Annotated in this window: 12 protein-coding genes; 9 read left to right on the top strand and 3 right to left on the bottom strand. The window is 60.3% G+C overall.

Annotated features, from left to right (window positions below; translation table 11 throughout):
- Positions 1-89: 89 nt before the first annotated feature.
- The 9 genes from hydA to HCK86_RS06400 all read left to right on the top strand — a co-directional run bounded on the left by hydA (position 90) and on the right by HCK86_RS06400 (position 11,651).
- A complete protein-coding gene (hydA, locus tag HCK86_RS06440) occupies positions 90-1,544 on the top strand; it encodes a dihydropyrimidinase (protein ID WP_176083643.1) in 1,455 nt (484 codons plus the stop codon).
- 12 nt (positions 1,545-1,556) lie between these two features.
- The gene (locus HCK86_RS06435) at positions 1,557-1,997 is read left to right on the top strand and encodes an NUDIX domain-containing protein (protein WP_176083642.1); all 441 of its coding nucleotides are present in this window, start codon (positions 1,557-1,559) and stop codon (positions 1,995-1,997) included.
- Complete coding sequence (locus HCK86_RS06430; RefSeq protein WP_176083641.1) at positions 1,994-2,782, top strand: ABC transporter ATP-binding protein; 789 nt, start codon at positions 1,994-1,996, stop codon at positions 2,780-2,782. Before HCK86_RS06435 ends, HCK86_RS06430 begins: the two co-directional genes overlap by 4 nt.
- Positions 2,783-2,820: 38 nt before the next feature.
- Complete coding sequence (locus HCK86_RS06425; RefSeq protein ID WP_141148202.1) at positions 2,821-3,687, top strand: ABC transporter permease; 867 nt, start codon at positions 2,821-2,823, stop codon at positions 3,685-3,687.
- Positions 3,684-4,547, top strand: a complete 864-nt coding sequence (locus tag HCK86_RS06420) for an ABC transporter permease (protein WP_176083640.1) — start codon at positions 3,684-3,686, stop codon at positions 4,545-4,547. The genes HCK86_RS06425 and HCK86_RS06420 overlap by 4 nt, the downstream gene beginning before the upstream one ends.
- A gap of 34 nt (positions 4,548-4,581) precedes the next feature.
- Positions 4,582-5,583: an ABC transporter substrate-binding protein gene (locus tag HCK86_RS06415; RefSeq protein ID WP_176083639.1), complete on the top strand. Its 1,002-nt coding sequence runs from the start codon at positions 4,582-4,584 to the stop codon at positions 5,581-5,583.
- Positions 5,584-5,951: 368 nt separating this feature from the next.
- On the top strand, positions 5,952-7,142 hold the full coding sequence (locus tag HCK86_RS06410) for an efflux RND transporter periplasmic adaptor subunit (protein WP_246739483.1): 1,191 nt from the start codon (positions 5,952-5,954) through the stop codon (positions 7,140-7,142).
- A 12-nt stretch (positions 7,143-7,154) separates the two neighbouring features.
- A complete protein-coding gene (locus tag HCK86_RS06405) occupies positions 7,155-10,427 on the top strand; it encodes an efflux RND transporter permease subunit (protein ID WP_176083638.1) in 3,273 nt (1,090 codons plus the stop codon).
- A 537-nt stretch (positions 10,428-10,964) separates the two neighbouring features.
- Positions 10,965-11,651 (top strand): Crp/Fnr family transcriptional regulator, encoded by a 687-nt coding sequence (locus tag HCK86_RS06400; RefSeq protein ID WP_348641044.1) that lies wholly within the window; start codon positions 10,965-10,967, stop codon positions 11,649-11,651.
- Positions 11,652-11,791: 140 nt separating this feature from the next.
- Here HCK86_RS06400 and ureG read toward each other — a convergent pair whose 3' ends face one another.
- The 3 genes from ureG to ureE are packed head-to-tail and all read right to left on the bottom strand — an operon-like array spanning position 11,792 to position 13,685.
- Positions 11,792-12,403, bottom strand: a complete 612-nt coding sequence (gene ureG / locus HCK86_RS06395) for an urease accessory protein UreG (RefSeq protein ID WP_176083637.1) — start codon at positions 12,401-12,403, stop codon at positions 11,792-11,794.
- A gap of 57 nt (positions 12,404-12,460) precedes the next feature.
- Positions 12,461-13,138 (bottom strand): urease accessory protein UreF, encoded by a 678-nt coding sequence (locus tag HCK86_RS06390; protein WP_176083855.1) that lies wholly within the window; start codon positions 13,136-13,138, stop codon positions 12,461-12,463.
- Positions 13,131-13,685: an urease accessory protein UreE gene (ureE, locus tag HCK86_RS06385; protein WP_176083636.1), complete on the bottom strand. Its 555-nt coding sequence runs from the start codon at positions 13,683-13,685 to the stop codon at positions 13,131-13,133. Before ureE ends, HCK86_RS06390 begins: the two co-directional genes overlap by 8 nt.
- Between the last annotated feature and the right edge of the window lie 168 nt (positions 13,686-13,853).

The raw sequence follows: 13,853 nt of genomic DNA, 5'->3' as shown, positions 1-13,853 counted from the left end.
CGCCACCGCCGAAAAACTGGCGATGGTCCTGACGATTTGAAAAACGAGAAGCGGAAAACCGCCCGTTGGAAATTTAAAAGGGAACAGTAATGAGCACAGTGATCAAGGGCGGGACAATTGTCACCGCTGACCTGACATATAAGTCTGATGTGAAGATCGAAGGCGGCACGATCGTCGAGATCGGTCCTGACCTTTCCGGTGACGAGATCCTCGATGCTGAAGGCTGCTTCGTCATGCCGGGCGGCATCGATCCGCATGTCCATCTCGAAATGCCGTTCATGGGGACCTATTCGGCCGATGACTTCGAAAGCGGCACCCGCGCCGGTCTTGCTGGCGGCACGACCATGGTGGTCGATTTCTGTCTGCCCGACCCCGGTCAGTCGCTTCTCGATGCGCTGAAGCGCTGGGACAACAAGTCGACCCGCGCCAACTGCGATTACTCCTTCCACATGGCGATCACCTGGTGGGACAAACAGGTCTTTGAAGAGATGGAAACCATCGTCAAGGACAAGGGCATCAACACCTTCAAGCACTTCATGGCCTACAAGGGCTCGCTGATGGTGAATGACGACGAGATGTTTGCCTCCTTCCAGCGCTGCGCCGAGCTTGGCGCCATGCCGCTGGTGCATGCCGAGAACGGCGACGTCGTTGCCTCCATGTCGGCCAAGCTGCTGGCGGAAGGCAATAACGGCCCGGAAGGCCACGCCTATTCGCGACCTGCCGAAGTTGAAGGCGAAGCCACCAACCGCGCCATCATGATCGCCGATATGGCCGGTGTTCCGCTCTATGTCGTTCACACATCCTGCGAACAGAGCCATGAGGCCATCCGCCGCGCCCGCCAGAAGGGCATGCGCGTTTATGGCGAGCCGCTGATCCAGCATCTGCTGCTCGATGAGAGCGAATATTTCGACAAGGACTGGGATCATTCCGCCCGCCGCGTCATGTCGCCGCCATTCCGCAACAAGCAGCACCAGGCCTCGCTCTGGGCCGGCCTGCAGGCGGGATCGCTCTCCTGCGTTGCCACCGATCATTGCGCCTTTACCACGCAGCAGAAGCGCTATGGCGTCGGTGATTTCACCAAGATCCCGAATGGCACCGGCGGCGTCGAGGACCGACTGCCGCTGTTGTGGACCTATGGCGTCGGCACCGGCCGGCTGACGATGAACGAATTCGTCGCTGTCACCTCGACCAATATCGCCAAGATCCTCAACATGTATCCGAAAAAGGGCGCCGTTCTCGTCGGAGCGGATGCCGACCTGATCGTCTGGGATCCGGAACGCGAAAAGACCATCACGGCCGAGAACCAGCAGTCTTCGATCGAATATAATGTGTTCGAGGGTTTTGCGGTGAAGGGCCTGCCGCGCTTCACGCTGTCGCGTGGCAAGGTCGTGGTTGAGGAAGCCACGGTGAAGACCGAGGAAGGCTGGGGCAAATTTGTTGCCCGCGAGCCCTATCCGGCCGTCAACAAGGCGCTTTCCACCTGGAAGGAACTGGTTGCCCCACGCAAGATCGAGCGGGCGGGCATTCCGCCGTCCGGCGTCTGATCGGAGCCCCTCATGACCCTTCATGACCGGCCCGCGGATTTCCGTATTGCCGTTGCCATGATCATCAATGCGCATGGTGAGATGCTCACCGTGCGCAAACGCGGTTCCTCGTATTTTCAGCAACCCGGCGGCAAGATCGACAATGGGGAGACGCCGCTTGAAGCGCTGATGCGGGAACTCATGGAGGAGCTGGCGCTTGACCTTTCGCAGGCGGCCTTCCGCTATGAGGGCACGTTTCGCGAAATGGCCGCCAACGAGCCCGGCCTGATCGTTGAGGCCGAGGCCTTTTCGCTGTTTGCCGCGCCGCGCTTTAGGACCCAGGCTGAAATCGAGGAAGCACGCTGGCTGCCGGTCACCGGCAGGATCGATGTGCTTCGCGCCGCACTGACTGAACATTACTTATTTCCGCTGGCCGCGCGCCGCTTTGCGGAATTTCGGGAACAAAAAGCATGAACAGCGAACCCTTTTCCGTCGTCTCGGCGAAAGATCTCTGTCTCACCTTCGAGACCAATGACGGACCGGTGCACGCGCTGAAGGATGTCAACCTCGAGGTGAAGAAGGGTGATTTCGTCTCCTTCATTGGCCCGTCGGGCTGCGGCAAGACCACCTTTCTGCGTGTGATTGCCGATCTGGAGCAGAAGACCGCCGGCGAAATCACCGTCAACGGCACCTCGCCGGAAAATGCCCGGCTCGACCGTGCCTATGGCTATGTGTTTCAGGCCGCAGCCCTTTATCCCTGGCGCACGATCGAGAAGAACATCGCTTTGCCGCTGGAAATCATGGGTTACACAAAGGCCGACCAGGCCCGGCGCATCGAAAAGGTGCTGGAACTGGTGGAGCTTTCCGGTTTCGGCAAGAAATATCCCTGGCAGCTTTCCGGCGGTATGCAGCAGCGCGCCTCGATTGCCCGCGCGCTTGCCTTTGATGCCGATCTTCTCTTGATGGACGAGCCCTTTGGCGCGCTGGACGAAATCGTCCGCGACCATCTGAACGAGCAGCTTCTGAAGCTCTGGGCGGCGACCAACAAGACGATCTGTTTCGTCACCCACTCGATCCCCGAGGCAGTCTATCTTTCCACCAAGATCGTTGTGATGAGCCCGCGTCCCGGCCGCGTCACCGATATCATCGATTCACCCCTGCCAAAGGAGCGCCCGCTCGATATCCGCGAAAGCGCCGAATTCTTGGCCATTGCCCACCGCGTACGCGAGGGCCTGAGGGCGGGGCACAGCTATGAGTAATGCGCACGCTGGAGATTGTCTTTCGGGAGGCCTGCCACATGCGTGAGCGTTTCCTCCCCATCGCCACCGTTGTCGTCGTCATTCTGGCGCTGTGGTGCGTCTTTGTCGTCGTCATGAACCGCCAGTTCGTTGAGGATCAGGCGCGGCGGTCCAACCAGACGCTGACCTTCTCCGAGCTGGTCGAGCAGACCTATCATTCCAAACGCCCGGTCCTGCCTGCGCCGCAGCAGGTGGCCACCGAAATGTGGAAGACGGTGTTTCAGACCAAGATCACCTCCAAGCGCAGCCTTGTCTATCACGCCTGGGTGACACTGTCGTCGACGCTGGTGGGCTTTGCCATCGGCGCGTCCTTCGGGGTGCTGCTGGCGATTGCCATCGTCCATAACCGCACCATGGACCGTTCGATGATGCCATGGATCATCGCCAGCCAGACCATCCCGATCATCGCCGTGGCGCCGATGCTGATCGTGGTGCTGAATGCGATCAATATCACCGGCCTCTTGCCGAAAGCGCTGATCTCGACCTATCTGTCCTTCTTCCCCGTCGCCGTTGGCATGGTGCAGGGCCTGCGCTCGCCGGATCAGCTGCAGATGGATCTGATGCACACCTATAATGCCAATCAGCGCCAGATCCTGTGGAAGCTGAGGCTGCCGGCCGCCATGCCCTATCTCTTCACCTCGCTGAAGATCGCCGTCGCCATTTCGCTGGTCGGCGCCATCATCGCCGAACTGCCGACCGGTGCTGTCGCGGGGCTTGGCGCCCGGCTTCTGTCCGGTTCCTATTACGGCCAGACGGTGCAGATCTGGGCCGCCCTGTTCATGGCGGCCATCCTGGCCTCGGTTCTGGTTGCCGCCATCAGCGTGACGCAGACCATCGTTCTGAAGCGGATGGGAGCACGGCCATGATGGGATATTTCTGGTTTGCTCTGATCTTCTGGCTCGCCGCCTGGGGTTTTAATGAATGGCTGGTGCGGCAGAAATTTTCCTCGCGCACCTTCAACCGCATTGCCTGGTTCCTGGTGCCGGTCATCTTCGGCATTTCGATCATCGTGCTGTGGCAGGGTGTCGTACTCGGCTTCAACATCTCGCCGATCCTGCTGCCGGCGCCAACGGCGATCTGGCAGCGGCTGATCACCTCGATCCCGACGCTTGCTGCCGATTTCCGCCAGACCTTTCTGAAATCGGTTCTCTCCGGCTATATCATGGGCTGCGGCGCGGGTTTCGTCGTCGCGCTTCTGATCGACCGCTCACCCTTTCTCAAGAACGGGCTGCTGCCGCTCGGCAATTTCGTCTCGGCGCTACCGATTGTCGGCATTGCACCAATCATGGTGATGTGGTTCGGCTTCGACTGGCAGTCAAAGGCGGCGGTCGTGGTCGTCTCGACCTTCTTTCCGATGCTGGTCAACACCATTCAGGGCCTGTCTTCGGCGGGCGACATGGAGCGCGACCTGATGCGCACCTATGCCGCATCCTGGTGGCAGACCATGATGAAGCTGAGGCTGCCTGCAGCCTGGCCTTTCATCTTCAATGCGCTCAAGATCAATTCCACGCTGGCGCTGATCGGCGCCATCGTGGCCGAGTTTTTCGGCACACCCACGGTTGGCATGGGTTTCAGGATTTCCACGGAAGTGGGCCGGGCCAATATCGACATGGTGTGGGCTGAAATCGCGGTGGCGGCACTTGCCGGCTCTGCATTCTATGGCCTGGTGGCGCTGATCCAGCGGGTCGTCACGTTCTGGCATCCATCCGTCCGCTCCGGCCGGTGAGAGCCTGAAGAACAACCAAAGGGGAACTGAACAGATGAAAACCACACTGATTTCGGCGCTTTCCGCAAGCGTCTTCGCACTTCTCGCCGGGCAGGCCTTCGCTGCCGATCCGGTCACGCTGCAGCTGAAATGGGTCACGCAGGCCCAGTTTGCCGGCTATTATGTCGCGCTCGACAAGGGCTATTACACCGATGAGGACCTCGATGTCACCATCAAGCCCGGCGGCCCTGACATCGCTCCGGAACAGGTGATCGCCGGCGGTGGCGCTGATGTGATCGTCGACTGGATGGCTGCAGCCCTTGCCGCCCGCGAACGCGGTGTGCCGCTCGTCAACATCGCTCAGCCGTTCAAGAATTCCGGCCTGCTTCTGACCTGCCTGAAGGAAACCGGCATTGAAAGCCCGGCAGATTTCCCCGGCAAGACGCTCGGCGTCTGGTTCTACGGCAATGAATATCCATTCTATGCCTGGATGGCCAAGCTTGGTCTCGGCACCGATGGCGGTGCTGACGGCGTGACCGTGCTCAAGCAGGGCTTTAACGTCGACCCGCTGATCCAGAAGCAGGCCGACTGCATCTCCACCATGACCTATAACGAATATGGCCAGGTGCTCGATGCCGGCATCACCCCGGACCAGCTGACGGTCTTCAACTATCGCGATGAAGGCGTCGGCATGCTGGAAGACGGCCTCTATGTCATGGAAGACAAGCTGCAGGATCCGGCCTTCGAAGACAAGATGGCCCGCTTTGTCCGCGCTTCGATGAAGGGCTGGAAATATGCCGAGGAACATCCCGATGAAGCCGCCGAAATGGTCATCGAGCATGACGATACCGGCGCCCAGACGCTGGAACACCAGCAGTATATGATGGGTGAAGTTGCCAAGCTGACCGCCGGTTCCGACGGTTCGCTGGATGTCGACGATTACAACGAAACCGTCCACACGCTGCTGTCCGCCGTCTCGCCCGACAATCCGGCGATCACCAAGGAGCCGGAAGGCGCCTACACGCTGGACATCACCAACAAGGCGCTCGGCAAGTAAGCTTTCGCTGTCGCCGAATTTCCGACCGAGAACAATACGCGCTGCCCCCGCAAGGGGTGGCGCGTATGGCATTTTTGCATCACCTTCATGCCAAATCGAACCATGCGGTTCAATTCGGAGCGTTATTACACGGCGTCCTCTTGAATATGACAGCAGCCAACGCGAATTCCAGAACGCAGTTCGCGTTTGGAGACATATGGTGCTCACGCTTTCTGCCTGACGGGCGACCGGGGAGATGAACTTCAGCCGGTCACCCCTGCACGCGATAACTGAGGCGGACAGAGGCTGCGCAGCAGCCTGTTCTGACGGCCTCTGCCCCTGAAACGCTCAATCTTGTGCCGGAGACGGCATGAAGCGAGGTATAGTGCATGTTTCCAGGACGCCTGATGCTCGCTCTGGCCGTAGCCGGAATGGCGGCTACATCTGGTCATAACGCCAGTGCCGCAGAAGCCAATATGCCGCCCGCCGCGCAGCAGAATCTGCCCTCCATCTTCGTTACCGACGTCACAGTCCGGCCATTGACCGCCCGCGTCATCGCCACCGGCACGATCCAGCCTGTCGAGGAAGTCTATGTGCAGCCACTGGTGGATGGCTTGTCGATACTCAGTCTTAAGGCCGATATTGGCGATCATGTCGCCAAAGACGCCGTTCTGGCGACCCTGCGGGATGACACGCTGATACTGAACAAGAGCAGTGCCGAAGCCTCCAAGGCCAAGGCTGAAGCCGGTCTGGAACAGCTGAAGGCCGAATTGCAGGCAGCCGAGGCGAGCGAGAAGGACGCCATCCGCCAGCATGAACGCGCCGCCCGGCTGAACCAGATGGGGTCGCTCGCCCAGCAATCCATGGAAGAGGCGGAAACCGCCGCTCTGAAGGCTAAGGCATCGGCCGCCGCTGCCCGCCAGGCCGTTGCCGTGGCCGAAGCCGACATCAAGGTTGCCGAGGCCGAGATCAACGACATCGCCCTGAAGCTTGACCGCACCCGGATCAAGACGCCGGTCGCCGGTGTCGTTTCGGCCCGCAATGCCAAGATCGGCGCAATTGCCAGCGGCTCCGGGACCCCGATGTTCACGATCATCCGCGACGGCGCCATTGAACTCGACGCCCAGGTGACGGAAGAAGATGTCGTCAAGGTCCATGCCGGGCAGACAGCACGCATCACCCTTGTCGGCCATGATCATCCGATAACCGGGAAGGTGCGGCTGGTCTCCCCCGTGGTCGATGAGACGACCCGTCTTTCCGATGTTTTCATCACGCTTGACGACCCGCAGGCGGCGCGCGCAGGCATGTATGCACGCGCGGAAATCATCACGGAGGAAGCTGAGAATATCGCCGTGCCGCTCACGGCCGTCAATGTCGAGAGCGCCGGCGTGACGGTGCGCAAGGTCGAGGGCGACACGGTTGTCGTGGTCACGGTTTCGACCGGCATTCAGGACGGCGATTTCATCGAGATCACCGGAGGACTTGCGGCGGGGGACCGGATCGTTGCCCGGGCCGGAGCCTATGTGCGTGACGGCGACCGCATCACCCCGGTCGAAGCCACGCCGGTTGCCAGCGAATAGGAGGCCGGGGCAATGAATTTTTCCGCCTGGGCGATCCGCAATCCGGTTGCGCCCCTGTTGATGCTCGGTCTGCTTCTTTTTCTCGGCTTCAATGCCTTTCGCGACCTGCCGATCACGCGCTTTCCCAATATCGACGTGCCCGTCGTCTCGGTCAGTGTGACCCAGAGCGGGGCGGCACCTGCCGAGCTGGAGATGCAGGTCACCAAGAAGATCGAGGACGCCATTGCCAGCGTCAATGGTGTCGACGAACTGGGCTCGACCATTTCCGACGGTCTTTCGATCACCTCCGTGCTGTTCCGCATGGAAGTCGACCCCGACGACGCGCTGCGGGATGTCAAGGACGCCATCGACCGCATCAGCTCCGACCTGCCCGCCAATGCCGAGACGCCGGTCATCACCAAGATCGATGTTGAAGGCCAGGCGATCCAGACTTTCGCGGTCTCCTCGCCCAACATGTCGCTTGAGGAACTTTCCTGGTTTGTCGATGACACGGTGAGCCGCGCATTGCAGGGATTGAAGGGCGTCGGCAAGGTCGATCGCTATGGCGGTGCGGACCGTGAAGTGCTGATTGCGCTTGATGACAACAAGCTCGCCAGCTATGGCATCACAGCCTCCGATCTCAACACCCAGCTCAGGCGCACCAATGCCGATACGGGGTCCGGCCGCGGCCAGGTGGCCGGCGCCGAACAGGCGATCCGCACACTGGGTGACGCCCGCTCCGTCATGGAACTCAAGGAAAGCACGATCGCCCTCGGCAATGGCCGCTTTGCCAGGCTCTCCGATCTCGGCACCGTCACCGACACCTATGAGGAACCACGCACATTCTCGCGCTACAACGGCGCACCGGTGGTCTCCTTCGGCGTGTTCCGCTCCAAGGGCGCAAGCGAGGTCAGCGTTGCCGGTTCGGTTGATGCAGCACTCGAGAAAGTCCGCGCCGAAAACCCCGATGTGCAGATCCGCCTGATCGATGATGCGGTCTACTTCACCAAGGGCAATTATACCGCCGCCCTTGATACGCTCTATGAGGGCGCGATCCTTGCCATCATCGTCGTCTTCCTGTTCCTGCATAACTGGCGGGCGACGCTGATTGCTGCGGTGGCCCTGCCCTTTTCGGTGATCCCGACCTTCTGGATCATGGATCTGATGGGCTTTTCGCTGAACCTTGTCAGCCTCATTTCGCTGACACTGGCGACCGGTATTCTGGTCGATGACGCGATTGTCGAGGTGGAGAATATCGAGCGGCATATCCGCATGGGCAAGACGCCCTACCGCGCCGCCCTTGATGCGGCGGACGAGATCGGCCTTGCCGTAATCGCCACCTCCTTCACCATCATTGCCGTCTTCGCGCCCGTCTCCTTCATGCCGGGCATTCCCGGTCAGTACTTCATTCAGTTCGGCCTCACGGTCGCCTTTGCGGTGTTCTTCTCACTGGTGGTGGCCCGCCTCATCACTCCGGTCATGGCGGCCTATCTGCTGCAGCCGGCGAAAGCAGTGCAGGAAGACAGCGAACACCATGACGGCCGGGTTCTGCGCGCCTATACGAGCGCCGTGCGCTGGACGACCCGCTGGCGCTACCCCACGATCGCCATGGCCATCATGGTCCTGATCGTTTCGATGTTCTTTCTGTCGAAAGTACCGGGCAGTTTCATGCCGCCGGAGGATGCCTCGCGCATCGTGCTGTCGGTGGAACTGCCGCCCAATGCGCAGCTTGCCGACACGGAAGAGGTCACCGACCTCATCTATGACCGCATCAAGGATTTTGACGGTGTCGAAAGCGTAACCGTTCTCGGCGGTTCCTCGCCAACGGGAGAGCTGGAATATCGCCGGGCGACGCTGACCGTGACGCTGGAAAATCTCAGCCACTCGCTGCCCGAAGCCATCGTCAATGACATCTTCGGCGGCCTGCCGCTGATCGGCCCCTATCTGCCGAAACTGCCGACATCCGGCCGGCAGATCCCGCAATGGCAGATCGAGAGCCGCGTTTTCGCCGCTCTGGAGGACATTCCGGATCTTCGCATCACCAAGCTGAATGACCGCGGCGAACGCGATATCGAGTTCAACTTCCTCTCCGATAACGAGGCCGATCTGCAAAAGGCGGTCGGACTTCTGGAGCAGAAGCTGCGCGATGATCCGCTACTGTCCAAGGTCTCGAATGAAGGCGCCCTGCCGCGGCCGGAACTGAAGATCCGGCCCAAGGGCGAAATTGCTGCCCGCCTCGGTGTGACCCCGGCACAGATTGCCGAGACCGTGCGGGTGGCAACGGTCGGCGATATCGACGCAAACCTGCCGAAGATCTCGCTTGATGACCGGCAGATCCCGATAAGGGTGCAGTCCAGTACCACGCTCAGAAAGGACCTCGCCGCCATTCGCGCGCTCAAGGTGAAGACGGCGGACGGAGCGCTGGTGCCGCTCTCGGTGGTCGCCGATGTCAGCTATTCGGAAGGGGTGAGCACGATCAAGCGCAATGACCGGCACCGCGTCGTGGCGATCGGCGCCGATCTGCCGCAGGGCGTCGCGCTCGATCCCGCGACCCAGAGCTTCCGTGAGATTGTCGAGAGCACCGAAATACCATCTACGGTCAAGCTGGCCGAAAGCGGTGATGCCAAGATCCTGGCCGAAATGCAGCAGAGCTTCATCAACGCCATGCTGCTGGGGCTGTTTCTGGTTCTGGCCGTGCTGATTCTGCTGTTCAAGGATGTGATTCAGCCCTTCACCATCCTGCTGTCACTGCCGCTTGCGCTGGGCGGCGTCGCCGCCGCCCTGATTCTCACCGACAACCCGCTCTCCATGCCGGTGATGATCGGCATTCTGATGCTGATGGGCATCGTCACCAAGAATGCCATTCTGCTGGTGGATTTTGCCAAGGAGGCGATCTGGCACGGGCTGGACCGGCGCGCGGCACTGGTGGAAGCCGGACGGAAGCGCGCGCGCCCGATCGTCATGACCTCGATTGCCATGTCGGCTGGCATGCTGCCGGCAGCGCTGGGCGTTGGCGAGGGCGCAGCATTCCGCGCGCCGATGGCGATCGCCGTCATTGGCGGCATCATCGTCTCCACCGTGCTCAGCCTGCTGGTGGTTCCGGCCTTCTTCATGGCCATGGACGATATCGCCCGGCTGCTGCGCTGGTTCTTCGGACGCTTCATCGGCAGGCGCGACGAAAACGACGTGGTCTATACTGCGGGAATGCTTGGCCCGATGTTTGAGGGACAGCGCGACAATCTTGAGAAATTAGAAAAACGCCTTGACCGCCTCGATGCCGAACATCGCGGCTCCTCACCCGGTTAGATCGCCCCGATTGCGGGTTGAAGCCCCCGGAAACCGCACTAAGAACGATTGAAAAAGGCCGGTCAAGCACCGGCCTTTTTCTTGGCCTTAGACAGCTCGCGCCAAAGCAATTTCCACAATTGTCAAAATAGAACGGGGCAATTGATTGAAATCAAATACTCGCACCCCCACCCGAATTACGTTTCAGTCACAGCAGAAAACCGGCGAACGGCAGAAGCGCTCAAGCCGGAATGACCTCCAGGTCAGTTCAGCGCGATGCTGCAGAGGAAAAGGGATTTTGCGATTGGGAGGTCGCAGCGCACTTTTCCCGCCTGCTTCGCCGGGGCGGTTTTCTGCTTCGCAATTCATCTGTCGGGTAAGGAAAAATCCGAAACGACAGAAACAGGTGGAACTATATTTGGCGGATCGGCCCGTAATTCCCAAGACAAACGGACCCCTATCGCCGGCATCCGGCAGCATTGCGGCGTGTTCCGGTGCTTTCATGTCATGAACAGGCAATCACGGTCGCCGCGGGGCCGGTACTAAGGAGACAGGCAAGTGAATAGGACCCTTTTGCTGAACGAACGCAAGAAAACACTGTTCGTGGAGACCAAGCTTACATCTTCGATGGATATGGCGACCATGAACCGGCTGATGGAATGCGCCACCTTCGCCAATTGCTACCCGCGCGATGTTGTATTCTGCGAAGGCGACCGCGCCACACATTTCTATTCGGTCCTGTCCGGCTATGTCCGGCTTTACCGCCAGAGCAGCGAAGGCCGCGAAGCCGATATCCGCGTCTGCGGTCCCGGCGACAGCTTCGGCGATGAACTGATCTTCGGCGGCGACACCTATGAATATCACGCTCAGGCTGCCGACAAGGCGATGCTCGCCCGCTACGACCTCAACAAGGTCCGCTCCATCGCTGAAAACGACAATGGCATGATTGCCCGTGCAATCGCCTCCTCGCTCTCCGGCCAGCTGGAAGAAACCATGGAATGCATCGCCAATGACCGGCTCAACACCGCCGTTCAGCGCGTTGCAAACTTCATTCTGGAAAATTGCGAAGGTCAGGACGCACCGGCCTCCTTCCGCCTCTCCTTCCAGAAGAGCCTTCTCGCCGGCAAGCTGGGGCTGGCACCGGAAGCCCTGTCCCGCGCCTTCGCTTCCCTGAAGGAGCTCGGCGTCAACGTACATGGTCGCATCATCGAGATTGAGGATATGGACGCGCTCCGCCGCTTGTGAGCCGCACCGATCATGCGATCAGCTCAGAGCAGCGTGGCGCGATAAAGAACGCACGAAAACGCTCTGATTTTTCCAGAAAGACGGCCCGGACCAATGTGGTTCCGGGCCGTTTTCACGTGATGACACGGATCATTGGCCGCTCACAGACCGCCGACATGCTTGAGAAATGCGACGATCTCCTGAACGCCGTCGCCGCGCTTGAGGTCGGTGAACACCACCGGACCGCCGGACCGCATGCGGCTGGCGTCGTTGGCCATCACGTCTAGATTGACCTCGACATAGGGCGCCAGATCCTTCTTGTTGATGATCAGCAGATCGGAGCGGGTAATGCCCGGCCCGCCCTTGCGCGGGATTTCCTCCCCCTGGGCGACCGAGATCACATAGATGGTGATATCGGCCAGATCCGGCGAGAAGGTCGCCGCCAGATTATCGCCGCCTGATTCGATGAAGATCAGATCGAGGCCGGGAATACGCGCATTCAGTTCGGCAATGGCCTGGAGATTGATGGTCGCATCCTCGCGAATGGCGGTGTGCGGGCAGCCGCCCGTCTCGACACCGACAATGCGATCGGAGGAAAGCGCCTGCATGCGCACAAGCGCATCGGCATCCTCACGCGTATAGATATCATTGGTGACGACAGCGACGGAATAATCCTTCGCCATCGCCTTGCAGAGTTTTTCCGTCAGCGCCGTTTTGCCGGAGCCAACCGGTCCGCCGATCCCAACCCTCAAAGGTCCGTTTTCAGAAGTCATTCAATGCCTCGTCACAGGTTAGCGCCGCGTGAGGCGGCGCGAATATGGGTCCGCGTCTCAGGACCGGAAAAGCCGTGAATGCTGCGTCTCGTGCCGCAGCGTCGCGATATCGGCGGCAAAGCTGCAGCCGCCAAGATCGTCCAGAGAGCTGGCCGCCGCCCGCATGGCAGCAGCCATGATCGGCTCTTCCAGTGCCGCCAGCGTCGCAAGGCCCGCCGTCTGCCCCAGCAGCGACAGCCGGATTGCCGCGGAAATCAGCTGCGAGACCTGTGATTGAAGATAGCCCTGCGCAACACTGACCAGCTCCATGCCGTGACTGCCAGCCACCGCACCGAAGGCGACCGGCAGCGCCACGGCGCCGCAAAGCGCATCAAGCGCCGGCACCGGCCAGGCACTGGCAGCGCTGACAAAAGCAGCGCCCAGCGCCGTCGTTTCCAGATAGCGTTCCCGCGAGCCGGCAAGGGCTGCGGCAAGATTTGCAACGTCGCCAAGCGCCGCCTCGTCGCCATCCGCCCGATGGCTTGCAGCAAGAAGCACCGCATCGTTCCACAGAAAGCCGTGCGACAATGCGGTTTCAAGCCAGGGCGCCAGATCTCCCGGCGCCGTGAGCAACCGATCGTCAATCGCCTTTTCAAGCCCGCCCGAATAGGCAAAGCCGCCAAGCGGAAAGGCTGGCGACAGCCAGGCAAGCAGGCGCAGGAGAGCCGATCCGGAAAGGCCCGGATTGTCAGCCATGATGGTGGTGGCCGGAATGGTCATGATCTCCGTGATGGTGATGGTGGTCGTGGCCATGATGGTGATCATCATCATGATGATGATCGTGACTATGCCCGTCAGAATGGCCGTGATCGTGGCTGTGATATGCCCCGCGAACCGGCTGGAACGGTGCGACGATATCTGAAACCGTGGCGCCGAGGCCTTCCAGCATCTGCCGGATGACATGATCGCGCAGGATCAGGATACGCGTCTCCTCGATCTGGGCCGGCAGATGGCGATTGCCGAGATGCCAGGCCAGTTCGATCAGATGCAGCGCGTTTTTCGGGCGGATCTCGAAGAGTTCCTCCGGGGCGGCAACAATCTCGATCAGATCACCATTCTCAAGCTCCAGCCGATCACCGCTTGCAAACAGAACGGCATCTTTGAGGTCGAGCATGACGCTGCCGCCATTTTCAAGCGGCAGAAGCTTGCGGCGCAGGTGACGCTGATCATGGGTCAGAACAACCCGGCCGGAGACGGGCCGGTCATCGGTTCCGGCAGGAATATAGGATGAAATCCGTTGCATTTTTTACCCAGTCGAGGCGCGTGGCCGGAAGCCACGGTAAAAAGTCAAGAATTGCATTCTTAGCAGCAAACCGGTTGGGATCAAGTTAATGTGACAGCCGCCTCTTTTCACAGCACAACAGGCACGTGGCTATCACGTGCCTGTTGCTGAAAGAATGCACTGGTAATC

The organism is Martelella sp. HB161492 (assembly GCF_013184775.1).
Lineage (GTDB): Bacteria > Pseudomonadota > Alphaproteobacteria > Rhizobiales > Rhizobiaceae > Martelella.
The sequence above is the reverse complement of the archived record's forward strand: the minus strand, read 5'-3'. Positions and strand labels throughout refer to the sequence as shown.

Bases quoted from the DNA above. Each gene is read 5' to 3' on its own strand.
- HCK86_RS06420 (WP_176083640.1), top strand. From the start codon at position 3,684: ATGATGGGATATTTCTGGTTTGCTCTGATCTTCTGGCTCGCCGCCTGG.
- hydA (WP_176083643.1), top strand. From the start codon at position 90: ATGAGCACAGTGATCAAGGGCGGGACAATTGTCACCGCTGACCTGACA.
- ureE (WP_176083636.1), bottom strand. From the start codon at position 13,685: ATGCAACGGATTTCATCCTATATTCCTGCCGGAACCGATGACCGGCCC.
- HCK86_RS06430 (WP_176083641.1), top strand. From the start codon at position 1,994: ATGAACAGCGAACCCTTTTCCGTCGTCTCGGCGAAAGATCTCTGTCTC.
- ureG (WP_176083637.1), bottom strand. From the start codon at position 12,403: ATGACTTCTGAAAACGGACCTTTGAGGGTTGGGATCGGCGGACCGGTT.
- HCK86_RS06425 (WP_141148202.1), top strand. From the start codon at position 2,821: ATGCGTGAGCGTTTCCTCCCCATCGCCACCGTTGTCGTCGTCATTCTG.
- HCK86_RS06410 (WP_246739483.1), top strand. From the start codon at position 5,952: ATGTTTCCAGGACGCCTGATGCTCGCTCTGGCCGTAGCCGGAATGGCG.
- HCK86_RS06405 (WP_176083638.1), top strand. From the start codon at position 7,155: ATGAATTTTTCCGCCTGGGCGATCCGCAATCCGGTTGCGCCCCTGTTG.
- HCK86_RS06390 (WP_176083855.1), bottom strand. From the start codon at position 13,138: ATGGCTGACAATCCGGGCCTTTCCGGATCGGCTCTCCTGCGCCTGCTT.
- HCK86_RS06435 (WP_176083642.1), top strand. From the start codon at position 1,557: ATGACCCTTCATGACCGGCCCGCGGATTTCCGTATTGCCGTTGCCATG.
- HCK86_RS06415 (WP_176083639.1), top strand. From the start codon at position 4,582: ATGAAAACCACACTGATTTCGGCGCTTTCCGCAAGCGTCTTCGCACTT.